This window comes from Citrobacter sp. Cb023 (genome assembly GCF_030336805.1).
Taxonomy (GTDB): domain Bacteria; phylum Pseudomonadota; class Gammaproteobacteria; order Enterobacterales; family Enterobacteriaceae; genus Citrobacter; species Citrobacter braakii.
Map to the genome: position 1 here is coordinate 348,816 of NZ_JAOWCV010000033.1, position 26,502 is coordinate 375,317.

The 26,502-nt window shown below is 53.7% G+C and carries 25 protein-coding genes; 16 read left to right on the plus strand and 9 right to left on the minus strand.

Features of this window, described 5'->3' with window-relative positions:
• The first annotated feature begins 1 nt into the window (after nucleotide 1).
• Nucleotides 2–1,021, plus strand: a complete 1,020-nt coding sequence (gene ahr, locus OGW44_RS10120) for an NADPH-dependent aldehyde reductase Ahr (RefSeq protein ID WP_016155584.1) — start codon at nucleotides 2–4, stop codon at nucleotides 1,019–1,021.
• 30 nt (nucleotides 1,022–1,051) lie between these two features.
• On the opposite strand, the gene idnK is transcribed toward ahr, so the two are convergent.
• A complete protein-coding gene (gene idnK / locus OGW44_RS10125) occupies nucleotides 1,052–1,573 on the minus strand; it encodes a gluconokinase (RefSeq protein ID WP_019078263.1) in 522 nt (173 codons plus the stop codon).
• Nucleotides 1,574–1,790: 217 nt separating this feature from the next.
• Between idnK and idnD the strand changes: the two genes are divergently transcribed.
• From idnD to OGW44_RS10150, 5 genes are all read left to right on the plus strand, one after another.
• Nucleotides 1,791–2,834: an L-idonate 5-dehydrogenase gene (idnD, locus tag OGW44_RS10130; RefSeq protein WP_137352513.1), complete on the plus strand. Its 1,044-nt coding sequence runs from the start codon at nucleotides 1,791–1,793 to the stop codon at nucleotides 2,832–2,834.
• An 11-nt stretch (nucleotides 2,835–2,845) separates the two neighbouring features.
• A complete protein-coding gene (gene idnO, locus OGW44_RS10135; RefSeq protein ID WP_185654778.1) occupies nucleotides 2,846–3,610 on the plus strand; it encodes a gluconate 5-dehydrogenase in 765 nt (254 codons plus the stop codon).
• 187 nt (nucleotides 3,611–3,797) lie between these two features.
• Entirely contained in the window at nucleotides 3,798–5,117 is a 1,320-nt protein-coding gene (gene idnT, locus OGW44_RS10140) for a gnt-II system L-idonate transporter (protein WP_016155581.1), read from the plus strand.
• Nucleotides 5,118–5,169: 52 nt separating this feature from the next.
• The gene (gene idnR, locus OGW44_RS10145; RefSeq protein ID WP_094761000.1) at nucleotides 5,170–6,168 is read left to right on the plus strand and encodes a DNA-binding transcriptional regulator IdnR; all 999 of its coding nucleotides are present in this window, start codon (nucleotides 5,170–5,172) and stop codon (nucleotides 6,166–6,168) included.
• Between the two features lie 79 nt (nucleotides 6,169–6,247).
• Nucleotides 6,248–7,750, plus strand: coding sequence for a helicase HerA-like C-terminal domain-containing protein (locus OGW44_RS10150; protein WP_185654779.1), 1,503 nt, complete (start codon nucleotides 6,248–6,250; stop codon nucleotides 7,748–7,750).
• 39 nt (nucleotides 7,751–7,789) lie between these two features.
• Here the strand turns inward: OGW44_RS10150 and lptG are convergent, their stop codons facing one another.
• From lptG to OGW44_RS10165, 3 genes are all read right to left on the minus strand, one after another.
• Nucleotides 7,790–8,872: an LPS export ABC transporter permease LptG gene (gene lptG, locus OGW44_RS10155; RefSeq protein WP_185654780.1), complete on the minus strand. Its 1,083-nt coding sequence runs from the start codon at nucleotides 8,870–8,872 to the stop codon at nucleotides 7,790–7,792.
• Complete coding sequence (gene lptF, locus OGW44_RS10160; RefSeq protein ID WP_016151506.1) at nucleotides 8,872–9,972, minus strand: LPS export ABC transporter permease LptF; 1,101 nt, start codon at nucleotides 9,970–9,972, stop codon at nucleotides 8,872–8,874. Before lptF ends, lptG begins: the two co-directional genes overlap by 1 nt.
• Nucleotides 9,973–10,034: 62 nt before the next feature.
• On the minus strand, nucleotides 10,035–10,085 hold the full coding sequence (locus OGW44_RS10165) for a hypothetical protein (RefSeq protein ID WP_212723231.1): 51 nt from the start codon (nucleotides 10,083–10,085) through the stop codon (nucleotides 10,035–10,037).
• Between the two features lie 153 nt (nucleotides 10,086–10,238).
• Between OGW44_RS10165 and pepA the strand changes: the two genes are divergently transcribed.
• The 3 genes from pepA to OGW44_RS10180 all read left to right on the plus strand — a co-directional run bounded on the left by pepA (nucleotide 10,239) and on the right by OGW44_RS10180 (nucleotide 15,159).
• Complete coding sequence (pepA, locus tag OGW44_RS10170) at nucleotides 10,239–11,750, plus strand: leucyl aminopeptidase (protein WP_003025870.1); 1,512 nt, start codon at nucleotides 10,239–10,241, stop codon at nucleotides 11,748–11,750.
• Between the two features lie 110 nt (nucleotides 11,751–11,860).
• Nucleotides 11,861–12,304, plus strand: a complete 444-nt coding sequence (gene holC / locus OGW44_RS10175; RefSeq protein WP_016151505.1) for a DNA polymerase III subunit chi — start codon at nucleotides 11,861–11,863, stop codon at nucleotides 12,302–12,304.
• The gene (locus OGW44_RS10180) at nucleotides 12,304–15,159 is read left to right on the plus strand and encodes a valine--tRNA ligase (RefSeq protein WP_016151504.1); all 2,856 of its coding nucleotides are present in this window, start codon (nucleotides 12,304–12,306) and stop codon (nucleotides 15,157–15,159) included. The genes holC and OGW44_RS10180 overlap by 1 nt, the downstream gene beginning before the upstream one ends.
• A 55-nt stretch (nucleotides 15,160–15,214) precedes the next feature.
• Here OGW44_RS10180 and OGW44_RS10185 read toward each other — a convergent pair whose 3' ends face one another.
• The gene (locus OGW44_RS10185) at nucleotides 15,215–16,405 is read right to left on the minus strand and encodes a YjgN family protein (protein ID WP_065554565.1); all 1,191 of its coding nucleotides are present in this window, start codon (nucleotides 16,403–16,405) and stop codon (nucleotides 15,215–15,217) included.
• Nucleotides 16,406–16,599: 194 nt separating this feature from the next.
• Here OGW44_RS10185 and OGW44_RS10190 point away from each other — a divergent pair, with 194 nt between their 5' ends.
• Nucleotides 16,600–17,103, plus strand: coding sequence for a GNAT family N-acetyltransferase (locus OGW44_RS10190; RefSeq protein ID WP_075849114.1), 504 nt, complete (start codon nucleotides 16,600–16,602; stop codon nucleotides 17,101–17,103).
• A 26-nt stretch (nucleotides 17,104–17,129) separates the two neighbouring features.
• On the opposite strand, the gene OGW44_RS10195 is transcribed toward OGW44_RS10190, so the two are convergent.
• The 3 genes from OGW44_RS10195 to rraB all read right to left on the minus strand — a co-directional run bounded on the left by OGW44_RS10195 (nucleotide 17,130) and on the right by rraB (nucleotide 19,361).
• Entirely contained in the window at nucleotides 17,130–17,960 is an 831-nt protein-coding gene (locus OGW44_RS10195; RefSeq protein WP_109017739.1) for a topoisomerase II, read from the minus strand.
• A gap of 165 nt (nucleotides 17,961–18,125) precedes the next feature.
• Nucleotides 18,126–18,884 (minus strand): tRNA isopentenyl-2-thiomethyl-A-37 hydroxylase MiaE, encoded by a 759-nt coding sequence (gene miaE / locus OGW44_RS10200; protein WP_185654781.1) that lies wholly within the window; start codon nucleotides 18,882–18,884, stop codon nucleotides 18,126–18,128.
• A gap of 51 nt (nucleotides 18,885–18,935) precedes the next feature.
• On the minus strand, nucleotides 18,936–19,361 hold the full coding sequence (gene rraB, locus OGW44_RS10205) for a ribonuclease E inhibitor RraB (RefSeq protein WP_016151501.1): 426 nt from the start codon (nucleotides 19,359–19,361) through the stop codon (nucleotides 18,936–18,938).
• A 98-nt stretch (nucleotides 19,362–19,459) separates the two neighbouring features.
• On the opposite strand from rraB, the gene argL reads away from it, so the two are divergent.
• Together argL and argF (OGW44_RS10210) are read left to right on the plus strand one after the other, a co-directional pair.
• Nucleotides 19,460–19,555, plus strand: coding sequence for a putative translational regulatory protein ArgL (gene argL / locus OGW44_RS25780; protein WP_370916541.1), 96 nt, complete (start codon nucleotides 19,460–19,462; stop codon nucleotides 19,553–19,555).
• A complete protein-coding gene (gene argF / locus OGW44_RS10210; protein WP_016155574.1) occupies nucleotides 19,525–20,532 on the plus strand; it encodes an ornithine carbamoyltransferase in 1,008 nt (335 codons plus the stop codon). Before argL ends, argF (OGW44_RS10210) begins: the two co-directional genes overlap by 31 nt.
• A 99-nt stretch (nucleotides 20,533–20,631) precedes the next feature.
• Here the strand turns inward: argF (OGW44_RS10210) and OGW44_RS10215 are convergent, their stop codons facing one another.
• Nucleotides 20,632–21,084 (minus strand): YhcH/YjgK/YiaL family protein, encoded by a 453-nt coding sequence (locus OGW44_RS10215; protein WP_016151499.1) that lies wholly within the window; start codon nucleotides 21,082–21,084, stop codon nucleotides 20,632–20,634.
• Nucleotides 21,085–21,757: 673 nt separating this feature from the next.
• Between OGW44_RS10215 and arcA the strand changes: the two genes are divergently transcribed.
• The 4 genes from arcA to OGW44_RS10235 are packed head-to-tail and all read left to right on the plus strand — an operon-like array spanning nucleotide 21,758 to nucleotide 26,439.
• On the plus strand, nucleotides 21,758–22,978 hold the full coding sequence (gene arcA, locus OGW44_RS10220) for an arginine deiminase (protein WP_019078252.1): 1,221 nt from the start codon (nucleotides 21,758–21,760) through the stop codon (nucleotides 22,976–22,978).
• A gap of 9 nt (nucleotides 22,979–22,987) precedes the next feature.
• On the plus strand, nucleotides 22,988–23,920 hold the full coding sequence (arcC, locus tag OGW44_RS10225; protein ID WP_019078251.1) for a carbamate kinase: 933 nt from the start codon (nucleotides 22,988–22,990) through the stop codon (nucleotides 23,918–23,920).
• A 55-nt stretch (nucleotides 23,921–23,975) separates the two neighbouring features.
• A complete protein-coding gene (argF, locus tag OGW44_RS10230) occupies nucleotides 23,976–24,980 on the plus strand; it encodes an ornithine carbamoyltransferase (RefSeq protein ID WP_046275811.1) in 1,005 nt (334 codons plus the stop codon).
• 55 nt (nucleotides 24,981–25,035) lie between these two features.
• A complete protein-coding gene (locus tag OGW44_RS10235) occupies nucleotides 25,036–26,439 on the plus strand; it encodes a YfcC family protein (RefSeq protein WP_047499900.1) in 1,404 nt (467 codons plus the stop codon).
• The last annotated feature ends 63 nt before the right edge of the window (nucleotides 26,440–26,502 follow it).

Consider the following 26,502-nt stretch of genomic DNA (forward strand, 5'->3'; position numbering starts at 1 on the left):
GATGTCGATGATAAAAAGCTACGCCGCAAAAGCGGCGGGCAGCGAACTCGAACTCTATGAATATGATGCGGGCGAGCTTAAGCCGGAAGATGTCGAAGTCCAGGTCGATTACTGCGGTATCTGCCATTCCGATTTGTCGATGATCGACAACGAATGGGGGTTCTCTCAGTATCCACTGGTTGCCGGGCATGAGGTGATTGGTCGCGTGGCGGCGCTCGGCAGCGCAGCGCAAGATAAAGGTCTGAAGGTTGGTCAGCGAGTCGGCATTGGCTGGACGGCGCGCAGCTGCGGGCATTGCGACGCCTGTATCAGCGGCAATCAGATTAACTGCCTGGAAGGTTCCGTTCCCACTATTCTCAATCGCGGTGGCTTTGCCGAGAAGCTGCGGGCCGACTGGCAATGGGTGATCCCGCTGCCGGAAAGCATCGATCTGGCGGCGGCGGGTCCCTTGCTGTGCGGCGGTATCACGGTGTTCAAACCGCTACTGATGCACCATATCACCGCCACCAGCCGCGTTGGGGTGATCGGCATCGGCGGCCTGGGGCATATCGCCATTAAGCTGTTACACGCGATGGGGTGCGAAGTGACCGCGTTCAGCTCCAATCCGGCGAAAGAGCAGGAAGTGCTGGCGATGGGGGCGGATAAGGTGGTTAACAGCCGCGATCCGGATGCGCTAAAAGCGCTGGCGGGCCAGTTCGATCTCATTATTAACACGGTTAACGTCGATCTCGACTGGCAGCCTTATTTTGAAGCACTGGCCTACGGCGGTAACTTCCATACCGTCGGCGCGGTGCTGAAGCCGCTGCCGGTGCCAGCGTTCACCTTAATTGCCGGCGATCGCAGCATCTCCGGTTCGGCAACCGGTACGCCGTTCGAACTGCGCAAGCTGATGAAGTTTGCCGGGCGCAGCAAGGTGTCGCCCACCACCGAACTGTACCCGATGTCGCAAATTAACGACGCTATCCAGCACGTGCGTGACGGCAAAGCCCGCTACCGCGTGGTACTGAAAGCCGACTTCTGATGCAAGGCTCAGTCCCGCAAGGGGCTGAGCTTATTGCCCGTTACGAAACGCGATCACCGCCTGGCGGCACTGTTCCGTCACATGCTCGATGTCATGGTTCACGTCGATGCGGGCAATATCATGTTCGTCCTCCTGCGGGCACTCCAGCGCATCGAACTGGCTTTTGAGTAATCCCACCGGCATAAAATGCCCTGCACGACGCTGCATGCGTGCCAGAATGGTCTCGTAATCGCCGTCCAGCCACAAAAAGTGCACATTCGGACTGCCCTGCCGCAATATATCGCGATACTGTTTTTTTAATGACGAGCAAACAATAAACCCGGTCTCATTCTTTTTATATAAACTGTATGAAGCGTCATTTAATCGCGCTAACCACGGTAGTCGGTCTTCATCGGTTAATGGAATACCTTCAGACATTTTATCAATATTTTTGGCAGGATGGAGATCGTCACCATCAATGAATTTAGCCGATAATACCGCAGCAATTTTGCTGCCAATTAAAGATTTACCGCTACCCGAAACGCCCATCAAAATATAACTTTCCCCGGCCATTGAAAAAACTCCAGATTCATATTCCATGGCGCGATACTACGCCTTCCACATTGCAGAATTCACCTTTTTTCGGCGCGGCTGAGCAGATTTACAAGGCGCATCACGTTATGCGTAACATTGTAGTGTAACAATTTTCCAGCGTGATCTTTATCACAAATAATAACAATCAAAACCGTTTAAATGCTGCCGAGGTTACTACCTGACCAGTGAGGCATTTATGCAAGTCAAAACCCAATCCTGCGTTGTCGCGGGTAAGAAAACTGTTGCCATTAACGACCAAAATATTGAATGGAATAATAAAGGAACGCTGGTACAAATTACCCGCGGCGGAATTTGTGGTTCCGACTTACATTATTATCAGGAAGGAAAAGTCGGCAATTTTACCGTTAAAGCACCGATGATTTTAGGCCATGAAGTTATTGGTAAAGTGGTGCACAGCGACTCAAAAGAATTACATGAAGGTCAGTCGGTGGCTATTAATCCGTCGAAGCCCTGTGGCCACTGTAAATACTGTCTGCAGCACGAAGAAAACCAGTGCACGGAAATGCGCTTTTTTGGCAGCGCCATGTATTTTCCCCACGTTGACGGCGGCTTTACCCGATTTAAAACCGTCGATACCGCGCAGTGCATCCCCTACCCCCAGCACGCCGATGAAAAAGTCATGGCCTTTGCCGAACCGCTGGCAGTCGCGATCCACGCCGCACATGAAGCAGGAGACCTGCAGGGCAAGCGCGTGTTTATCTCCGGCGTGGGGCCTATCGGCTGCCTGATCGTCAGCGCGGTGAAAACGCTCGGCGCAGCAGAAATTGTCTGTGCTGATATCAGCCCGCGCTCGCTGTCGCTTGCCCAGCAGATGGGTGCTGACACGCTGATTAACCCGCAGCAGGACTCGCTCGATGAGTGGAAAAAAGAGAAAGGCTACTTCGACGTCAGCTTCGAAGTCTCCGGTCATCCGTCCTCAATCACCACCTGCCTGGAGGTCACCCGCGCGAAAGGCGTGATGGTGCAGGTTGGCATGGGCGGCGCGGTGCCGGACTTCCCGATGATGATGCTGATCGGCAAAGAGATCGCGCTCAAAGGCTCGTTCCGCTTTACCACCGAGTTCAACACCGCGGTGTCGTGGCTGGCGAATAACGTTATCGATCCACTGCCGTTACTCAGCGCTGAATATCCGTTTACCGAGCTTGAACAAGCGCTGATCTTTGCCGGGGATAAAACCCAGGCAGCGAAAGTCCAGCTCGTTTTTGCTGAAACAAAATAAGGAAGAACATAATGAACGATCTTTTTTCACTGGATGGCAAAAATATTCTGATCACCGGTTCGGCCCAGGGTATTGGTTATTTACTGGCGACCGGGCTGGGTAAATATGGCGCGCAGATTATCGTCAATGATATTACGCCGGAGCGCGCGGAGGCTGCCGTCGCCAAACTGCAACAGGAAGGGATCCGCGCCGTTGCCGCGCCCTTCAATGTTACGCAGAAACAGGACATTGATGCCGCCATCGCCCATATCGAAAAAGACATTGGCCCAATCGATGTACTGGTGAATAACGCCGGTATTCAGCGCCGCCATCCGTTTACCGAGTTCCCGGAGCAGGACTGGAACGATGTGATTGCCGTTAACCAAACGGCGGTGTTCCTGGTCTCGCAGGCAGTAACGCGTCGGATGGTGGAACGTCAGGCCGGGAAGGTCATCAACATCTGCTCCATGCAGAGCGAACTGGGCCGCGACACCATCACGCCGTATGCCGCCTCGAAAGGCGCGGTGAAAATGCTCACCCGCGGTATGTGCGTTGAGCTGGCACGCCACAATATCCAGGTCAACGGTATCGCACCGGGCTACTTCAAAACCGAGATGACCAAAGCGCTGGTCGAGGATGAAGCCTTCACCGCCTGGCTGTGCAAACGTACGCCAGCCGCGCGCTGGGGCGATCCGCAGGAGCTGATTGGCGCAGCGGTCTTCCTCTCTTCCAAAGCATCCGATTTTGTTAACGGGCACCTGTTGTTTGTCGATGGCGGCATGCTGGTCGCCGTCTGATACAACACAACGCAACATCACGCAGCGCCCAGGCGCTGCATTTTTGGCCACCCCTAAATAATTCGAGTTGCAGGACGGCGGCAAGTGAATGAACCCGATGAGCTAACTTGAGTAAGTGATTCGGGTGAGTGAGCGTAGCCAACACACCTGCAACTTGAAGTATGACGGGGATATAAGAGAAACGATTATGCCATTAATAATAATTGCGGCAGGCGTCGCGCTGCTCCTGGTCCTGATGATTGGTTTTAAAGTTAACGGCTTTATTGCTCTGGTCCTGGTGGCGGCGGTCGTCGGTTTTGCCGAAGGGATGGATGCCCAGGCCGTTTTGCACTCAATACAAAATGGGATCGGCGGGACGCTAGGCGGTCTGGCGATGATCCTTGGCTTCGGTGCAATGCTCGGTAAGCTGATTTCCGATACCGGCGCGGCTCAGCGCATCGCCACCACGCTGATTGGCACGTTTGGTAAGAAACGCGTGCAGTGGGCGCTGGTGATCACCGGTCTGGTGGTGGGTCTGGCGATGTTTTTCGAAGTCGGCTTTGTTCTGCTGCTGCCGTTGGTGTTTACGGTGGTGGCCTCTTCCGGCCTGCCGCTGCTGTATGTTGGCGTCCCGATGGTAGCTGCGCTGTCCGTGACCCACTGTTTTCTGCCGCCGCATCCGGGGCCGACCGCGATTGCCACCATTTTCGAGGCTAATCTCGGCACCACCCTGCTGTACGGCTTTATTATTACTATCCCGACGGTGATTGTTGCCGGGCCGCTGTTTTCTAAGCTGCTGACCCGCTTTGAGAAAGCGCCGCCGGAAGGGTTATTCAACCCGCATCTGTTCACCGAAGAAGAGATGCCGTCGTTCTGGAACAGTATCTTTGCCGCAGTAATCCCGGTCATACTGATGGCGGTCGCCGCAGTGTGCGAAATCACGCTGCCGAAAACCAACAGCGTACGGGTGTTCTTTGAGTTTATCGGTAACCCTGCGGTCGCGTTGTTTATCGCTATCGTGCTCGCCATTTTTACCCTTGGTCGGCGTAACGGACGTACGATCGAGCAAATTATGGATATCATTGGCGACTCTATCGGTGCGATTGCGATGATTGTGTTTATCATCGCCGGGGGCGGCGCGTTTAAGCAGGTTCTGGTCGACAGCGGCGTGGGGCAATATATCTCGCACCTGATGACCGGCACGTCGCTTTCTCCGCTGCTGATGTGCTGGACGGTCGCCGCCTTGCTGCGTATCGCGCTCGGTTCAGCCACCGTGGCGGCGATCACCACCGCAGGCGTGGTGCTGCCGATTATTAACGTCACCCACGCCGACCCGGCGCTGATGGTGCTGGCTACCGGCGCGGGCAGCGTGATTGCCTCCCACGTTAACGATCCGGGATTCTGGCTGTTTAAAGGCTATTTTAATCTCAGCGTCGGGGAAACGTTGCGTACCTGGACGGTAATGGAGACGCTGATTTCCATTATGGGGCTGCTGGGGGTTCTGGCGCTGAACGCCATTCTGCATTAAGACGGTCATCACCGGGGAGCACAGATCCGCGCTCCCCGGCACTGGAGAGAAAATGAGGAACCACAGAATTTCTTTGCAAGACATCGCCACGCTGGCGGGCGTGACCAAAATGACGGTGAGCCGCTACATTCGCTCGCCAAAAAAGGTCGCAAAGGAAACCGGTGAACGCATCGCGCAGATTATGGAGGAGATTAATTACATCCCCAACCGCGCGCCCGCGATGCTGCTGAATGCGCAAAGCTATACGCTTGGCGTGCTGATCCCCTCGTTTCAAAACCAGCTGTTCGCAGACATTCTGGCCGGCATTGAGTCGGTCACCTCGGATCATAACTATCAGACGCTGATCGCCAACTACAATTACGACCGGGAATCCGAGGAAGAGTCGGTGATCAATCTGCTGTCATACAATATCGACGGCATTATCCTGTCCGAGAAATATCACACCCTGCGCACGGTTAAGTTTTTGCGTTCAGCCAACATTCCGGTGGTGGAGCTGATGGATATTCAGGGCGATCGTCTGGACATGGAAGTAGGCTTCGATAACCGTCAGGCGGCATTTGATATGGTCAGCACCATGCTGGATAAACGCCAGCGGCGCAAAATCCTCTATCTCGGTTCGAAAGACGACGTCCGCGATGAACAGCGCTATCGCGGCTATTGCGATGCCATGACGCGCCGGGGTCTGGCGCCGCTGCGCGTCAATCCGCGTTCTATTTCGTCCATCCATCTCGGCACCCAGATGATGCGGGACGCGCTCGCCGCGCATCCGGATTTAGACGGCGTTTTTTGCACCAACGACGATATTGCGATGGGCGCGCTGCTGCTGTGCCGCGAGCGCGATCTGGCCGTTCCGGAACAGATCTCAATTGCCGGTTTTCACGGGCTGGAAATGGGCAGGCAGATGATCCCAAGCCTCGCCAGCGTGATCACCCCGCGTTTTGACATTGGCCGCATGGCAGCGCAGATGTTGCTGAGCAAAATCAAGAACAACGACCATAACCACAACACCGTGGATTTGGGGTACCAGATTTATCACGGCAATACGCTTTAAGTCATTTTCTCTGGCCATCGCATACTCTCTTTGATGGACATTGCCTATACTCCAGGCAAGATAAATGGAGGAAATCTCAATGAGCACACCCCTGCTAATTGCCCGCACGCCGGACACCGAACTGTTTTTACTGCCAGGCATGGCCAACCGTCACGGACTGATTACCGGCGCGACCGGGACCGGTAAAACCGTCACGCTACAGAAGCTGGCCGAATCGCTGTCTGAAATTGGCGTACCGGTATTTATGGCCGATGTGAAAGGCGACTTAACCGGCGTGGCCGAGGAAGGGCAGGCCTCTGAAAAGCTGCTCGCCCGCCTGAAAAATATCGGCATTACCGACTGGCAACCGCATGCTAATCCGGTCACGGTGTGGGATATCTTCGGCGAAAAAGGTCACCCCGTGCGGGCCACGGTATCTGACCTCGGCCCGCTGCTGCTGGCCCGTTTGTTGAACCTCAACGACGTGCAGTCCGGCGTGCTGGATATTATCTTCCGCATTGCTGATGACCAGGGCCTGCTGCTGCTCGATTTCAAAGACCTGCGAGCTATTACCCAGTACATCGGCGATAACGCCAAATCCTTCCAGAATCAGTATGGCAATATCAGCAGCGCCTCGGTCGGGGCAATCCAGCGTGGACTGCTGTCGCTGGAGCAACAGGGGGCGGCGCACTTCTTTGGCGAACCGATGCTGGACATCAAAGACTGGATGCGAACTGACGCCAGCGGCAAAGGGATGATCAACATCCTCAGCGCAGAGAAGCTCTACCAGATGCCCAAACTGTACGCCGCCAGCCTGCTGTGGATGCTCTCCGAACTGTACGAACAGCTGCCGGAAGCAGGCGATCTGGAGAAGCCAAAACTGGTGTTCTTCTTCGATGAAGCTCACCTGCTGTTCAACGACGCCCCGCAGGTGCTGCTGGATAAAATCGAACAGGTGATCCGCCTGATCCGCTCGAAAGGGGTCGGCGTGTGGTTCGTCTCGCAAAACCCGTCAGATATTCCAGACAACGTGCTCGGTCAGTTGGGGAACCGCGTGCAGCACGCCCTGCGCGCGTTTACACCGAAGGATCAGAAAGCGGTGAAAACCGCCGCGCAAACCATGCGCACCAACCCGGCATTTGATACCGAAAAAGCCATTCAGGAACTGGGAACCGGCGAGGCGCTGGTGTCGTTTCTGGACGCTAAAGGCAGCCCGTCGGTGGTTGAACGAGCAATGGTGATTGCGCCGTGCTCGCGGATGGGACCGGTGACGGATGACGAGCGCAACGGGCTGATTAATCACTCCTCGCTGTACAGTAAATATGAAGAACAGATCGACCGCGAGTCCGCCTATGAGCATTTACAGCAAGGCGTGCAGGCCAGCATCGAGCAGCAAAATACACCTCCCGCCAACGGTAAAGCGATCGATGTGGACGGCGGTATTCTCGGTGGATTGAAGGATATTCTGTTTGGCAGCACCGGACCACGCGGCGGCAAGCGCGATGGCGTGGTACAGAGCGTGGCGAAGAGCGCGGCGCGACAGGTCACCAATCAGATAATCCGCGGCATGTTGGGGAGTTTGATGGGCGGGCGAAAACGCTAGCAGGAAGGCGCCCCTCCCGCACAGCGGGAGGGGCGAATATCAGGACTTACGCAGCATCAGCCACAGGCTTATCAGGAAGAAGCTGGCGCTTGGCAGCAACGCGCCGATAATCGGCGGAATGCCGTACACCAGCGTCAGCGGGCCAAAGATTTGGTCCAGCACATAGAACACAAAGCCGAAGCTAATCCCTGTCACCACGCGCACGCCCATCGGGACGCTACGCAGCGGACCAAAGATAAACGACAGCGCCATCAGCATCATTACCGCCACAGACAGCGGCTGGAAGACTTTGCTCCACATATTGAGCTGGTAGCGTCCGGCGTCCTGGCCGCTCGACTTCAGGTACTTCACGTAGTTATGCAGACCACTAATCGAGAGCGCATCAGGATCCAACGCCACGACGCCGAGCTTGTCGGGTGTAAGGTTGGTTTTCCAGGTGCCGCTCACCGTCTGCGAGCCGGTGATTTGCTTCGGATCGGTCAGGTTGGATTCATCCACCTGCGACAAACGCCAGACCTTCTTCTCCGGGTCAAACGTCGCACTTGCTGCATAGCGGACGGACTGCAAACGGCGCTTGTCGTTAAAGGAGTAGATGCTAATTCCGCCTAACTCGGCGTCACCTTTCACCCGCTCAATGTAGACAAAGCTATCGCCATCTTTCGCCCACAAACCTTGCTGGGTAGAGAGCAGCGAGCCGCCGTACATCTGCTGCGCACGGTAGTTACGCGCCATCTGTTCGCCCTGCGGCGCCACCCATTCGCCGATGGCCATCGTCAGCAACACCAGCGGAATCGCGGTTTTCATCACCGACAACGCCACCTGCATACGGGTAAAGCCAGAAGCCTGCATGACCACCAGTTCACTGCGCTGCGCCAGCATGCCCAGCCCCAGCAAAGCACCCAGCAGCGCCGCCATCGGGAAGAAGATCTGGATATCTTTCGGCGCGCTGAGCAGGGTATACAGCCCGGCGCCCATCGCATCGTAGCTCCCCTGCCCGGCTTTTTTCAGCTGGTCGACAAACTTGATGATCCCGGAGAGCGACACCAGCATGAACAACGTCATCATGATGGTGGTGAAAATGGTTTTACCGATATAACGGTCAAGTACACCAAAAGGCTGCATTATACCGCTCCTTTACGCATAAAACGGGCACGTAAGCGGCGCATCGGCACCGTATCCCAGAGGTTAAGCACAATCGCCAGCGCCAGATACGCCAGGTTAACCGTCCACATCCAGAACACCGGATCCAGCTTACCTTTGCCGCCGTTCGACTTCAGCGATGTCTGAACCAGGAAGAACAGCAAATAGAGCAGCATTGCTGGCAGCATGGACAGTACGCGACCCTGACGCGGGTTCACCACGCTCAGCGGTACAACCATCAGCGCCATCATAAATACGGTGAATACTAACGTGATACGCCAGGTCAGCTCCGCACGGGCGCGATCGGTGTCGGTCGTCCATAGCGTACGCATGGTCATCTGGTCGGTATCGTTTGGATCCAGCGCCACGGCCTGATGACCGATAATCGCCTGATAATTCTGGAAGTCGGTAATGCGGAAATCGCGCAGCAGCGCGGTCCCTTCAAAACGCGTCCCCTGGTTCAGCGTCACGACCTGGGAGCCATCGCGCAATTGGGTAAGATGACCGGAGTCCGCTACCACCACCGAAGGACGGGCGTTACCTTTCGGGCGGATTTGCGCGAGGAACACATCGTTGAAGTTACTGCCGTCAACGCTTTCGATAAACAGCACCGAACCGCCGTTAGTGGCCTGCTGGAATTGCCCCTGAGCAAGCGCCGCCATACCGGGGTTCGCTTTCGCCTCCGCCAGGACTTCGTCCTGATGTCTGGAGGACCACGGTCCGGCCCACATCACGTTGACCGCCGCAATAATACTGGTAAACAGCGCCAGCACCATCGCCGCTTTTACTAAGACAGCCTTGCTCAGCCCGCAGGCGTGCATGACCGTAATTTCACTTTCGGTATACAGTTTGCCCAGCGTCATCAGCAGCCCGAGGAACAGGCTTAATGGCAAGATAAGTTGCGCCATTTCTGGCACGCCCAGCCCCAGCAGCGAGAGCACCAGATTCGCCGGGATATCACCGTCAACCGCCGCACCAAGGATCCTGACTAACTTTTGACAAAAGAAGATCAAAAGCAGGATGAATAGGATCGCAAGTTGGCTTTTGAGCGTTTCCCGAACCAGATATCTTATGATTATCACTTTAAATACGCCCGTAAAAACCCGTCTTTTGCCGGAATTTAGCTTGTTTCATGGCTTAAACGTCATTTATTCTCTTGAGTCGTCGAAATCGTCGCTAAGATCATTATACTCAACGGATCCACCTCTCAGAAATTGTTCTGACGTGCCAATGCCGTAATAACGTTAAGATTAACACGAAGTCACCGCAACAGCGGGTATGAGTTACGAAAGCTTGCAATTCTATCCGTAGCCACCGCCGTTGTCTTTAAGATTCAGGAGCGTAGTGCATGGAGTTCAGTGTAAAAAGCGGTAGCCCGGAGAAACAGCGGAGTGCGTGCATCGTCGTGGGTGTCTTTGAACCACGCCGTCTCTCTCCGATTGCAGAGCAGCTCGACAAGATCAGCGACGGGTACATCAGCGCACTGCTGCGTCGTGGCGAACTGGAAGGCAAACCAGGTCAAACCCTGTTGCTGCACCATGTTCCTAACGTTCTGTCTGAGCGAATTCTCCTCATTGGTTGTGGCAAAGAGCGCGAGCTTGATGAGCGCCAGTACAAGCAGGTCATTCAGAAAACCATCAATACGCTGAATGATACTGGCTCAATGGAAGCCGTCTGCTTCCTGACTGAGCTGCACGTCAAAGGGCGCAATAACTACTGGAAAGTGCGTCAGGCCGTTGAGACGGCACAGGAAACGCTGTACAGCTTTGATCAACTGAAGACCAACAAAAGCGAGCCGCGTCGACCGCTGCGTAAAATGGTCTTCAACGTACCGACCCGCCGGGAACTGACCAGCGGTGAGCGTGCGATCCAGCACGGTCTGGCGATCGCCGCCGGCATTAAAGCGGCAAAAGATCTCGGCAACATGCCGCCGAACATCTGTAACGCCGCCTACCTTGCCTCTCAGGCGCGCCAGTTGGCAGACAGCTACAGCAAAAATGTTGTAACCCGCGTGATCGGCGAGCAGCAGATGAAAGAGCTGGGCATGCACTCTTATCTGGCCGTCGGTCACGGCTCGCAGAATGAGTCGCTGATGTCGGTCATCGAGTACAAAGGCAATCCGTCCGAAGACGCGCGTCCGATCGTGCTGGTCGGTAAAGGGTTAACCTTTGACTCTGGCGGTATCTCCATCAAACCTGCCGAAGGCATGGATGAGATGAAATACGACATGTGCGGCGCGGCAGCGGTATATGGCGTGATGCGCATGGTGGCCGAGCTTCAACTGCCAATCAACGTCGTCGGCGTGCTGGCAGGCTGCGAAAACATGCCAGGTGGCCGCGCGTATCGCCCAGGCGACGTGCTGACCACCATGTCTGGTCAGACCGTTGAAGTACTCAATACCGATGCCGAAGGCCGTCTGGTCCTGTGCGACGTATTAACCTACGTCGAGCGCTTTGAGCCAGAAGCGGTGATTGACGTCGCAACCCTGACCGGCGCGTGCGTGATTGCGCTGGGCCATCACATCACTGGCCTGATGTCGAACCACAACCCGCTGGCGCATGAGCTGATCGGTGCGTCCGAACAGGCTGGCGACCGCGCGTGGCGTTTGCCGCTGGGCGATGAATACCAGGAGCAGCTAGAGTCCAACTTTGCGGATATGGCGAACATCGGCGGACGTCCTGGCGGCGCCATTACCGCGGGCTGCTTCCTGTCACGCTTTACCCGTAAGTACAACTGGGCGCACCTCGATATCGCCGGTACCGCATGGCGTTCAGGGAAAGCCAAAGGCGCAACCGGTCGTCCGGTGGCGCTGCTGTCGCAGTTCCTGCTCAATCGTGCCGGTTTTAACGGCGAAGAGTAAGGCGGTAAGCACAAGCAATAAGACCCGTAGGCCGGATAAGCGCAACGCCATCCGGCCTACGGTTGTGCATCATGGCAACGCATTTAAATTCACCAGAAGAAGCCCCATATATGAGAAACGCAACTTTCTATCTTCTGGACAATGACACGCAACACGATGGCTTAAGCGCCGTCGAGCAGTTGGTGTGTGAAATTGCCGCAGAACGTTGGCGTGCTGGCAAGCGCGTGCTGATCGCCTGCGAAAACGAAAAGCAGGCTCTTCGACTGGATGAAGCCCTGTGGGCAAGACCGGCAGAAAGCTTTGTTCCGCATAATCTGGCAGGTGAAGGCCCCAGAGGCGGCGCACCGGTAGAGATTGCCTGGCCGGAGAAACGCAACAGCAGCCCGCGCGACCTGCTTATCAGTTTGCGCGTTGGCTTTGCAGATTTTGCCACCGCTTTCACAGAAGTGATAGACTTCGTTCCTTACGAAGATTCTTTGAAACAATCGGCACGCGATCGCTACAAAGCTTACCGCGTGGCCGGTTTTAACCTGAATACGGCAACCTGGAAATAATGGAAAAGACATACAACCCACAAGATATCGAACAGCCGCTTTACGAGCACTGGGAAAAGCAGGGCTATTTCAAACCTAACGGCGATGAAAGCAAAGAGTCCTTCTGCATCATGATCCCGCCGCCGAACGTCACCGGCAGTTTGCATATGGGTCATGCTTTCCAGCAAACCATCATGGATACCATGATCCGCTACCAGCGCATGCAGGGTAAAAACACCCTGTGGCAGGCAGGTACCGATCACGCGGGTATCGCAACCCAGATGGTGGTTGAGCGTAAGATTGCCGCTGAAGAAGGTAAAACCCGCCACGACTACGGTCGCGAAGCGTTTATCGACAAAATCTGGCAGTGGAAAGCGGAATCCGGCGGCACCATCACCCGCCAGATGCGCCGTCTCGGCAACTCCGTTGACTGGGAGCGCGAGCGCTTCACTATGGACGAAGGTCTTTCCAATGCCGTGAAAGAAGTCTTCGTTCGCCTGTACAAAGAAGACCTGATTTACCGTGGCAAGCGCCTGGTGAACTGGGACCCGAAACTGCGCACCGCGATTTCCGACCTGGAAGTGGAAAACCGCGAGTCGAAAGGCTCAATGTGGCACATCCGCTATCCGCTGGCCGACGGTGCGAAAACCGCTGATGGTAAAGATTACCTGGTCGTCGCCACCACCCGTCCGGAAACCGTACTGGGCGATACCGGCGTGGCCGTCAACCCGGAAGATCCGCGTTATAAAGATCTGATTGGCAAGTTTGTTGTTCTGCCGCTGGTTAACCGCCGCATTCCCATCGTCGGCGATGAACACGCTGATATGGAAAAAGGCACCGGCTGCGTGAAGATCACCCCGGCGCACGACTTTAACGACTACGAAGTCGGGAAACGTCACGGCCTGCCGATGATCAATATTCTGACCTTTGACGGCGACATCCGTGAAACCGCGGAAGTGTACGACACCAAAGGCGAAGAATCCGACGTTTATTCCAATGAAATCCCGGCTGAGTTCCAGAAGCTGGAGCGCTTTGCCGCGCGTAAAGCGGTGGTTGCCGCCGTTGATGCGCTGGGCCTGCTGGAAGAAATTAAACCGCACGACCTGACCGTACCTTACGGCGACCGTGGCGGCGTGGTTATTGAACCGATGCTGACCGACCAGTGGTACGTCCGTGCCGACGTGCTGGCGAAACCGGCGGTTGAAGCGGTTGAAAACGGCGACATTCAGTTCGTACCGAAGCAGTACGAAAACATGTACTTCTCCTGGATGCGCGATATTCAGGACTGGTGTATTTCCCGTCAGCTGTGGTGGGGTCACCGTATCCCGGCATGGTATGACAACGACGGCAACGTCTACGTTGGCCGTACCGAAGACGAAGTGCGTCAGGAAAACAACCTCGGTGCCGACGTTCAGCTTCGCCAGGACGAAGACGTTCTCGATACCTGGTTCTCCTCCGCACTGTGGACCTTCTCTACCCTGGGCTGGCCGGAAAACACCGACGCGCTGCGTCAGTTCCACCCAACCAGCGTGATGGTTTCCGGTTTCGACATCATCTTCTTCTGGATTGCCCGCATGATCATGATGACCATGCATTTCATCAAAGATGAAAACGGCAAGCCGCAGGTGCCGTTTAAGACCGTCTACATGACCGGTCTGATCCGCGACGACGAAGGCCAGAAGATGTCCAAATCCAAGGGCAACGTCATTGACCCGTTGGATATGGTCGACGGTATCTCCCTGGCAGAACTGCTGGAGAAACGTACCGGCAACATGATGCAGCCGCAGCTGGCCGAGAAGATAGCCAAGCGTACCGAGAAGCAGTTCCCGGACGGCATCGAGCCGCACGGCACCGACGCACTGCGCTTCACCCTGGCGGCGCTGGCCTCTACCGGTCGCGACATCAACTGGGATATGAAGCGTCTGGAAGGTTACCGTAACTTCTGTAACAAGCTGTGGAACGCCAGCCGCTTCGTGCTGATGAACACCGAAGACCAGGATTGCGGCTTCAACGGCGGCGAAATGACCCTGTCGCTGGCGGATCGCTGGATCCTTGCTGAATTCAACCAGACCATCAAAGCGTACCGCGAAGCGCTGGACAACTTCCGCTTCGACATCGCCGCGGGCATTCTGTACGAATTCACCTGGAACCAGTTCTGCGACTGGTATCTGGAGCTGACCAAGCCGGTAATGAACGGCGGTTCCGAGTCTGAACTGCGCGGCACCCGCAATACGCTGGTCACCGTTCTGGAAGGTCTGCTGCGCCTGGCGCATCCGATCATCCCGTTCATCACCGAGACCATCTGGCAGCGCGTGAAGGTGATTTCCGGTATTACCGCCGACACCATCATGCTGCAACCGTTCCCGGAATATAACGCCGCACAGGTTGATGAAGCCGCACTGGCTGATACCGAATGGCTGAAGCAGGCGATCGTTGCCGTACGTAACATCCGTGCGGAAATGAACATCGCCCCAGGTAAACCGCTCGAACTGCTGCTGCGCGGTTGCAGCGCTGATGCGATGCGCCGTGTGAACGATAACCGCAGCTTCCTGCTGAACCTGGCGCGTCTGGAAAGCATCACCGTACTGCCAGCCGATGACAAAGGTCCAGTCTCCGTGACCAAAATCATCGACGGCGCCGAGCTGCTGATCCCGATGGCTGGCCTCATCAATAAAGAAGATGAGCTGGCGCGTCTGGCGAAAGAAGTGGCGAAAATCGAAGGTGAGATTGCCCGTATCGAAGGCAAACTTTCCAACGAAGGTTTCGTTGCTCGCGCACCGGAAGCGGTTATCGCCAAAGAGCGTGAGAAGCTGGACGGTTATGCGGAAGCGAAAGCGAAGCTGATTGAGCAGCAGGCGGTCATCGCCGCGCTGTAATTGCCGTTACGTTATACACGTATTAAAGGCCGGAGCATGCTCCGGCCTTGTTGTATCAGATGAACGGGAAGTAGGTCATCACACCACGTGATACCCACATCGCCGGACCTGTTTCCAACGCCTCTGTATGGTCAGTCAGTTCCAGCGCATCCAAATCCCCTTGTACATGGGAGTTACTGGCCAGCCAACTGACCAGCCACATTTTCATCCACGGATAAGCTAGCCCAAACGTGATGCCTGAAATAAACAACACCAGTACAAAACGCCAGATCAGGCCATGTGCAGTGACGGAAGAATGAAAGCGGATTTTGCCCTCGGCCAGCGCCAGGTTATTCATGAACAGATTACGTAGCGTGGTGTATAAATAGCTTCCAACCACAATAATTCCGGCGAAATAGAGAAAATAGCTCGCCATTATTCTGCTCTGATTCTCCCGGATAAATTCGTCGTCGGCCACGCCTAACACAGCCAACATCACCATTTGCAGAAAAATAGGGGCAATTAGCCAGACAATCACAACAACAAATGGCAGCAGTACCAGCACGGCTTTAATACACCCCACTATGCTTGCTTTCATATTGACGTTAATAGTAAAGCGGTGAATACCAAAATTACCGCCATTACCCACTAACTGCATCCATTTTGCATAGGTAATACCGTAGGTGATACCCATGCCCACAATTCCCACCAACGCGATAAATGCTATTCTGATAAGCATTCCAGTACTGCCCTCAATCCAGTCGGTGGCAAGTATCAGAAGATAAATCACTCCCCAGTTCACCACAGCAAGCACCACTGGCACAACCAGTAAAAAAAGCCATGCATGTAATTGTGAGCAGTCAAAACCAAAACGCACACCGTTAAGCGACGTCATCATCGCCTGATACTGCAGGCTTTTTATGGTCATTAATGGAAGGACAGCTACCAGTAAACCAATCAAAGTAAAACCAACGAGAGGGCTGCCGTTAGCAATAGAACTCATGCTGGCACCATAAACCACCATAATCGACAAGAAGCTTACGAATATCGCGCCACCAGTCGCCTTATAGGTAAAGGGTTGGCCATTGAGAGTCATATTTTCGTAAATATAACGCCGACATTTCACTATCGCCCACGGTGTATAAATACCCAGAGTAATACAACACAGCAAAAAATTGACAATGCAAATAATAAAGTACTGCCATCCTTTACCGATAAAAATAAATGTGTGTCGTTGATTTTCCCGACCACCAACAAAATCATTCATGAACAATATCCCCAATATAAATTCCATTAAGATAAAAAATAAAAACCAGTGTTTATTTACTGGTTCGTTTACAATACTATTTTTAATTAGCCAATGTATTTTAATTTTTTTCTGATTCAGGAACGTCTTGCACCCGACAGAAGAGAGTGGTATTAAATAAATATATAAGTGTATTTTTAGAATTGAGCCATATTATGAATGTTGTGCTACCCACCACGCTTACGCTGCGCCGAATCACCGCAGCAGATAATGCCGCTATCGCTGCGGTGATCCGCAAAGTTTCCGCTGAATACGGGCTTACTGCCGATAAAGGCTATACCGTTGCCGACCCTAATCTGGATGAACTATTCCAGGTTTACAGCCAGCCGGGCGCGGCCTACTGGGTGGTTGAGCAAAACGGTGAAGTCGTGGGCGGCGGCGGCGTTGCGCCGTTAGGATGTAGCGAACCGGACATTTGCGAACTGCAAAAGATGTACTTCCTGTCGAGCGCACGCGGTCAGGGGCTGGCGAAAAAGCTGGCGCTGATGGCCCTCGAACATGCCCGTGAGCAGGGTTTCAAACAGTGCTATCTGGAGACCACGGCGTTTCTGACCGAGGCAATCCGCCTGTATGAACATTTAGGGTTTGAGCATATCAACGAAGCGCTGGGCTGTACCGGGCACGTGGATTGCGAAGTGCGGATGTTAAAGCCCCTCTGACTTCAGTATGAGGGGCAATGGTTGCGTTACTGCATTTCGGCGGAGAGCATCAGCCGAATGACGCCAGCCGCGCGAGCGGTTGGCAACGTCAGCACCTGTGACCATAAATCCTGCACCATTTCACAAGCGACTTTCTCTTTGCCCACACCTTTACTCGGATCAGCCATAATCTGGATATCCGGTCCAAAGCGCTGTACCAATCCCGGGCTGATGGATTGCAGATCCTGAAGCGCCAGCTGTTTCTCTTGCGCCGTAACCGTATGTTTGTTCGGGCCATAAGCCGCGTGCATCATACTCATGTCGCTGGCCATACGACGATTCATCAGCTCCCGCGGAATAATACGCACCGGGTTAATCCCGCCTTTCACCGCCGGGAACAGAAAGCGAAAACACTCGTCATCGCCCACTTTTGCCACCGCAGCAATCTGCTCGAGGTTAATTTTCATATACTCAATCACATTGGCATCGGGTGCCTGCTGCAAACGCGCCATCTGTACCTGCAGGATTTGCGGCTGAATAGCGTCGATAATCTGTTGCTCGCTTTTCCCAGCTTCTTTCAGTTGCGTTGCCTGGTTGAGGATATTCTGCCATAACGCGGGTTCTTGCTCTTTAAGTACCTGATAAACAGGCATTGCCAGCATCGCATTTTCAAATTTCTGCGCGTCCGTCAGCCCATAATCAGGGCTTTCGCGCGGGATCAGGTAGTGCACATCAAACAGATTCCACGCGACAATCGCTACCACAAAAACCACCGCGCCGGAGATCTTTCCCAGCCAGCCTTTTTTGCGAAACATGCCAACGACGATAGCAATCACCGCCCCGATATAACCCGCCAACAATACGTGTGCCCAGTTCATTAACCATCCTTATGCAAAACAGTCTCTGTTGCGGGGATATATTTCCCCTTCGTGTGTTTTGATTATTACGGCAGCAGCGAGCGATTTCCAGCCACCAGATTTTGCTAATGGAAACAGGAAAGGTTAAACCGCGCGACGATTAACGCCGCGCGTCAGAGAAGGGAGTCAGGCTGGCACACCGCTGTGGAAGCGGAATTCATCGTCGGGAGAAGTAATCAATGCAGCTTCTACTTCGCCAAAGAACCGCACCCGACTACTGATATCGTCGGCAGAAACCTGCTGTGCCAGCGCCAGATAGTCTTGATAGTGCCGCGCCTCGGATCGCAGCAGCGAAAGATAAAATGCCTGTAAATCGTCATCCAAATACGGCGCCAGCGCGGCGAACCGTTCACAAGAACGCGCCTCAATGTAAGCCCCGCAAATCAGTTTATCGATTAGCGTTAATGGCTCGTGGGTTCGCACCTCTTTAAGCATGCCTTTGGCATAACGGCTGGCGGTAATTTTGACGTAGGGAATGTTGCGGCTCATCATCGCCTCACGCACCTGCCAGAAGTGGTGCAGCTCTTCTTTGATCAGCAAAACCATGCTGTCGATCAGCTTGCGCCCCCACGGGTCGTCAGTTTGCGGCATTACGCTTTTGCTTATCTGTTTATTCAGCGCGATAAAATCCGGTTCATCCCCTTCTCTGAAAACATACGCTTCATAGGGTTTCAGCCAGTCCAGTAGCGCCTGCGATCCCTGTTTATCTGCAACATACTTACGCACCAGCAGCATGGCCGTTTGCGCCGCTTTCAGCTCGCAGACGAGATGATCCGTCAGTAACAGAGGGAGATTCGCCGGGGCTCGTGCTTTATCAAGCCAGGCCTGGGGCGTTTTACAGTGCAGGAAGTTGTGGATCGGGGAGAGTATTTGCAGGTAATCCATACGTTATCCTTGGCCTACGGCAGCAGACGCTACCGTAGGTCAGCAGATGACTTAGTGACGCACGCCGTCATCATCTTCGTCGACGAGGTCTTCATCGTCGCCGTCTTCACCTTCTTCGCCGTTCGGGTCTTCAAAATAGGTGCCCCAACCGTCGTATTCCACATCAAATTTTTCAGCCAGGTTCATCAGTTGCTCAACCTGAGCGTCGATCAACTCGGCATTCAGAGCACATTCGCTCAGGATGTCACAGCAAATAACCGTGTCGCCCTCTTCCACCTCCAGCTCTTCCGGCTCGGTCACTTCATAACCCAGCTTGAAGGCTTCTACTGCCGCTTTTTCCAGGGTCTCAAAGTCGTCCGCGGAAAGGTGATGCTCGATGGTGTACAGCGCGTCTGGATCGCTGCCATCTTCGAGTAACTCTTCAATAATCAAGCGCGTTTCTTCACGCTGTTCTTCCAGTAGTTCCGGGTTTGCCATGGCTCATTCCTCATAATGTCCTGCCGATACTCTTATTGTCACATACCGCTGTCATTGCCTCCACCTTTCCAGGAAAGATTTGTTAAACAAGGTTGCAAATGAATAAACATCCATATAAATTGAATTTTAATTCAATAAATGGCCTAAGCCATGTGAGGGAACTATGTCTGCGTTTTATCAGAAACATTTTTTGAAACTGCTTGATTTCACCTCTGCTGAACTCACGTCACTGCTCCAGCTCGCCGCGCAGCTCAAAACGGATAAGAAAAACGGTACCGAGGTCGCTAAACTCACCGGTAAAAACATCGCGCTCATCTTCGAAAAAGACTCAACCCGCACCCGTTGCTCTTTCGAAGTTGCCGCATACGATCAGGGCGCGCGCGTGACGTATCTCGGGCCGAGCGGCAGCCAGATTGGTCATAAAGAGTCGATCAAAGACACCGCCCGCGTACTCGGTCGTATGTACGACGGTATTCAGTATCGGGGCCACGGTCAGGAAATTGTCGAGACGCTGGCGGAATATGCCGGAGTTCCGGTTTGGAACGGATTAACCAACGAATTTCACCCCACCCAGTTGCTGGCGGATTTACTCACGATGCAGGAACACCTGCCGGGTAAAGCGTTTAATGAGATGGTGCTGGTCTACACCGGCGATGCCCGCAACAATATGGGCAATTCCATGCTGGAAGCCGCTGCGTTAACCGGACTGGATCTGCGTCTGGTCGCCCCCCAGGCCTGCTGGCCGGAGGAAAGCCTCGTTGCGGAGTGTAAAGCGCTGGCACAGAAAAACGGCGGCAATATAACGCTAACCGAAGATGTCGCCACGGGCGTGAAAGGCGCGGACTTCATCTATACCGACGTATGGGTATCGATGGGCGAAGCGAAAGAGAAATGGGCCGAACGTATTGCGCAGTTGCGTAAGTACCAGGTTAATAGCGCGATGATGGCGTTGACCGGCAATCCGCAGGTGAAATTCCTGCACTGCCTGCCCGCGTTCCATGACGATCAAACCACGCTTGGCAAACAAATGGCGCAGGAATATGGTCTGCACGGCGGCATGGAAGTGACCGACGAGGTCTTTGAGTCACCCGCCAGTATCGTATTTGATCAGGCGGAAAACCGAATGCACACCATCAAAGCGGTGATGGTCGCGACGCTTTCCAAATCATAGCATTGCGTGATTGAATTGCCGGATGGCGATGCTGACGCACCCTATCCGGCCTACCATCGTACTTCCTTAGGCCGGGTAAGTCGCACCCGGCAAACCGGTTTATGCTACCCGCATTTTCACCACGGCTTTGCGTACCAGCGCCGGAGCGCCGACCGCGCACAGCGGTTTATGCACTTCACCCGGATAAAAGACGACGAAGTCACCTTCGTTCAGCACCACCGTTTTCTCCTGTTCGCCTTCCGGCAGGAAGGCGATATCTTTATCCGCCAGCCAGTCAGTTTCCGGTGCGCCCGCAGGCTGCGTGCTGAAAGTCATGCCTTCCTGACCTTTGAGCAGGATCTGAATATCCAGATAGCGAGCGTGATATTCGGCGCGGCGCTGCGCAAACGGCTCCGTCATATCTTCAGCAATCAGATAGAACAGACGTTCGCCGTCGATGTCGTGCTTACCCTTTTCCGTCGCATCCGTCACGTGCGCTTTAATGTGCTCAATCGCCTGACGCAGCTCTTCCGGCAGCCAGGCATCCAGGTTGTGAATATTGCCGACAATCATTTCAAACCCCTTAATTAAAACATCGTTTCATTTTGGTTGTTATACGAAAAAACGGCCTGCCATACCACTGCTATTTGCCGATATTTTGCGTCAACGCATGTTTATCGCTGATGATGTTAAATAATTGCTAATAGCCAGCAACAGGTTATGCATAAACTCTGCATAACTTTCGTCTCATACTTTTCAACTCAGTCACTAACTCACTGTTATAGAAAGCTTTGTTAGAAAAACCAGCAATCGATCACAGTTTACGTCTCCTTCGTTATCTTTCTTCATCGTCATATTTATTTTGAAATAAACCTTACAGCACAAATAATAAAATAATAGATTCGCATAAAAATTCATTAAATATAGAAAAACATATAAAAATCAACGCACTATTTAATTTATTAAATATTTAGATATGTACATAAAATTAACACAGTTAAATAACAAGACATATTCCTGCGTAGTAATTCAATTATTCATGTTTTTATTTTTTAAATTCTCAGAGCCATCTCATAAATTAAACAACAAATGCCAAACATCGACCTGACTGTGAAATGAATCACGTTTCTATATCAGATAAGATCTAAATATAGATTCTGAAATCAGCTGAAAAATCATGACTGCAATAAACATTATTTGCAGGCACCTCCTCTTTATTTTTTAAAATCGTATTAAAGGAATAATGATGGAAAAGCATTATGTCGGGTCTGAAATCGGTCAATTACGTAGCGTAATGCTACATCGCCCTAACCTCAGCCTAAAAAGGCTGACGCCGTCAAATTGCCAGGAACTGCTTTTTGATGATGTTCTTTCGGTAGAACGTGCAGGAGAAGAGCATGACATTTTCGCCAACACGTTACGTCAACAGGGAATTGAGGTTCTGTTACTCACTGATTTATTGACACAAACTCTGGATATCCCCGATGCCAAAAGCTGGCTACTGGATACACAAATTTCTGATTATCGCCTTGGCCCCGCTTTCGCCACGGATATTCGCGCCTGGCTTGCAGATATGCAGCACCGGGAGCTCGCCCGACATTTAAGCGGTGGGCTGACATACGGAGAAATTCCTGCCTCAATCAAAAATATGGTAGTCGATACTCACGATATTAATGACTTTATTATGAAGCCATTACCAAACCACTTATTTACCCGCGACACCTCATGCTGGATATATAACGGCGTATCCATTAATCCGATGGCAAAAACTGCACGTCAACGAGAAACTAATAACTTGCGGGCGATTTACCGTTGGCATCCACAATTTGCCGATGGTGAGTTTATTAAATATTTCGGCGATGAAAATATTAATTACGACCACGCCACATTAGAAGGTGGAGATGTGCTGGTCATTGGTCGCGGCGCAGTTCTCATCGGTATGTCGGAACGTACCACGCCGCAGGGCATTGAGTTCCTTGCCCAGTCGCTATTTAAGCATCGCCAGGCAGAACGCGTTATCGCAGTCGAACTGCCGAAACATCGCTCCTGTATGCACCTCGATACCGTCATGACCCACATCGATATCGATACCTTCTCCGTCTACCCGGAAGTGGTGCGCCCGGATGTCCAGTGCTGGACCCTGACACCAGACGGGCGTGGCGGCCTGAAACGCACCCAGGAAAGTACGCTGGTACATGCCCTCGAAAAAGCACTTGGCCTCGACCAGATCAATCTGATCACCACCGGTGGCGACGCCTTCGAAGCTGAACGCGAACAGTGGAATGACGCGAACAATGTTCTGACGCTGCGCCCCGGGGTTGTGGTGGGCTACGAACGCAACATCTGGACCAACGAGAAATACGACAAAGCTGGCATCACTGTTTTACCCATTCCTGGCGACGAACTGGGACGTGGGCGCGGCGGTGCGCGCTGCATGAGTTGTCCGCTGGAACGCGACGGTATTTAAGGAGACGTTATGGAAAACAAACCTACCCTGGTTGTGGCGCTGGGCGGCAATGCGCTACTCAAACGCGGCGAACCGCTGGAAGCCGACATCCAACGCAAGAATATTGAGCTGGCGGCAAGAACTCTCGCTCAACTCACGCAGCAGTGGCGCGTAATTCTGGTACACGGCAATGGCCCGCAGGTTGGACTTTTGGCGTTACAAAACAGTGCGTATGCCAACGTCACCCCCTATCCGCTCGATATTCTCGGCGCAGAAAGTCAGGGAATGATTGGCTATATGCTGCAACAGGCCCTGAAAAACCAGCTCCCACAGCGTGAAATTAGTGTCCTGCTGACTCAGGTTGAAGTCGATGCCCACGATCCGGCCTTCAGCAATCCCACCAAATATATCGGGCCGATTTATGACGAACCCCAGGCCCACGCGTTACAGGCGGAAAAAGGCTGGGTTTTCAAAGCCGATGGTAAAGCATTCCGCCGTGTTGTGCCCTCTCCACAACCCAAACGAATCGTGGAAAGTGACGCCATTCGCACACTGATCGCCCGCGATCATCTGGTTATCTGCAACGGCGGTGGCGGCGTACCGGTGGTGGAAAAAGCCGATGGCTACCACGGTATTGAAGCGGTGATCGACAAAGATCTCTCCGCCGCCCTGCTCGCCAAACAAATCCACGCCGATGCGCTGCTGATCCTGACCGATGCCGATGCGGTGTATCTCGACTGGGGCAAACCTACCCAGCGCCCGCTGGCCCAGGTTACGCCGGAACGGCTCAGCGAAATGCAATTCGACGCCGGTTCAATGGGCCCCAAAGTCACCGCCTGCGCGGAATTTGTCTCTCACTGTCACGGGATTGCTGGCATCGGCTCGTTGGCTGACGGTTCGGCCATTCTCGCTGGTGACAAAGGCACGCTAATTCGGCGCGAAGCCACTGATGTTAACGCTTAAGGCTTTTTTTGCTGGGTAAAGCGAAGCCTTATCCAGCCTACATAAGGATATTTTCATGACTGTTAACCTGAAAAATCGCAATTTTCTCAAATTGCTGGACTACACCCCAACGGAAATCCAGTACCTGATCGATCTGGCTATCGAGTTAAAAACGGCAAAAAAAGCCGGACGCGAAAGGCAAACGCTGGTCGGTAAAAATATCGCGCTAATCTTCGAAAAAACGTCAACTCGCACCCGCTGCGCCTTTGAAGTCGGCGCTTTCGATCAGGGCGCACAGGTGACCTACCTTGGCCCAAGCGGCTCGCAGATTGGTCATAAAGAGTCGATGAAAGATACCGCCCGCGTGTTAGGTCGCATGTATGACGGTATTGAATACCGCGGCTACGGCCAGGAGATCGTGGAAGAACTGGGGCAGTTCGCTGGTGTGCCGGTCTGGAACGGGCTGACGAATGAATTCCACCCTACGCAGATCCTCGCGGATCTGATGACCATGCTGGAACACGCCCCGGGTAAAACCTTACCCGAACTGAGCTTCGCTTACCTCGGTGACGCCCGCAATAACATGGGCAATTCGCTGATGGTCGGCGCGGCGAAAATGGGGATGGATATTCGTCTGGTCGCACCGAAATCCTTCTGGCCGGACGAGGCGCTGGTTGCCGAATGCCGTGAAATCGCCAGCGTGACGGGCGCGCGCATTACGCTCACAGAGGATGTTGAGGAAGGTGTTTACGACGTGGACTTTCTCTACACCGATGTCTGGGTTTCGATGGGGGAACCCAAAGAGGCGTGGGCAGAACGCGTCAGCCTGATGACGCCTTATCAAATTAACCAGCAGGTCATCGATGCGACCGGCAATCCCAATGTGAAATTCATGCACTGCCTGCCCGCCTTCCATAACGAGCACACCACAGTGGGCCGTGAAATCGAAGCGGCTTACGGCCTGAAAGGGCTTGAAGTCACGGAGGAGGTATTTGAGTCAGCGCATTCCATCGTCTTCGACGAAGCAGAAAACCGGATGCATACCATTAAAGCGGTCATGGTAGCGACACTCGGCGACTAACCCCAGCGGGCATGTGTCGCCTGGCGGCATATGCCCAAGCTATCCGGAGAACATCATGGGCAAATTCAAATTTCCCAGCGCGTATACCATCCTGTTTATTCTTATTGCGCTCGTTGCCGTTATGACCTGGATTGTCCCTGCCGGGAAATACCAGATGGCGATGAATGCCACCCTGGGCAAAGAAGTGCCGGTTGCCGGTACCTATGCCCCAACAGAGGCGCATCCACAAGGTTTAACGGCTGTACTGCTGGCTCCGATTGACGGGCTTTATAACCACGAAACCTACACCGCAGGCGCGATTGATGTGGCGTTGTTTGTCCTGATTATTGGCGGGTTTCTCGGCGTGGTAAACAAAACGGGCGCCATCGACGCAGGAATCGAACGCGTGACGGTCAGGCTGAACGGCAAAGAAGAGTGGATGATCCCCATCCTGATGGGACTTTTCGCCGCCGGAGGCACGATTTACGGCATGGCGGAAGAATCACTTCCTTTCTACACCTTATTGGTTCCGGTCATGATGGCTGCGCGCTTTGATCCACTGGTTGCTGCCGCAACCGTTTTGCTTGGCGCAGGCATCGGCACCCTCGGTTCAACAATCAACCCTTTCGCAACGGTTATCGCCGCTAACGCCGCCGGGATCCCCTTCACCCAGGGAATGCTGATGCGCATTCTGCTGCTGGTCGTCGGCTATGTTATCTGTGTGGTATGGGTCATGCGCTATGCACGGAAAGTTCGCAGCCATCCTGAGCTTTCCATCGTGGCCGATAAAATGGAGGAAAACCGTGCCCATTTTCTCGGTAGTCGCGCCAATACCAATCTTGAATTCACGGCTACGCGTAAGTGGATCCTGCTGATATTCGCCGCCGCCTTTGCAGTGATGATTTATGGCGTCGCGGTGCTCGGCTGGTGGATGGCTGAAATATCTGGGGTTTTTCTGGCATCTGCGATTATCGTCGGCGTAATTGCCCGCATGAGTGAAGAAGCATTCACCAGTACCTTCATTGACGGGGCACGGGATCTGCTCGGCGTGGCGCTGATTATCGGCATTGCGCGCGGTATCGTCGTGGTGATGGACAACGGCATGATCACCCACACCATTTTGCACAGCGCCGAAAATTTAGTCTCCGGTCTGTCCACCACCATTTTCATCAATGTGACTTACTGGCTGGAAGTCTTGCTCTCCTTCCTGGTCCCTTCCTCGTCTGGCCTGGCGGTGCTCACGATGCCCATTATGGCCCCGCTGGCTGACTTCGCCCATGTGCAAAGGGATCTGGTCGTCACCGCGTATCAATCCGCTTCCGGCATTGTGAATCTGATTACCCCCACCTCAGCGGTTGTGATGGGTGGGTTGGCCATCGCTCGTGTTCCTTATGTGCGCTACCTGAAATGGGTCGCACCACTGCTGCTAATTCTGACGGTGCTGAACATGGTTGTTCTGAGTATCGGCGCGATGCTGTAGTCCTGCTGGCCGTCGGATCCCTACGGCTTTTTTGAGCGCGCTCTCGTTTTTCTGCACAACCGC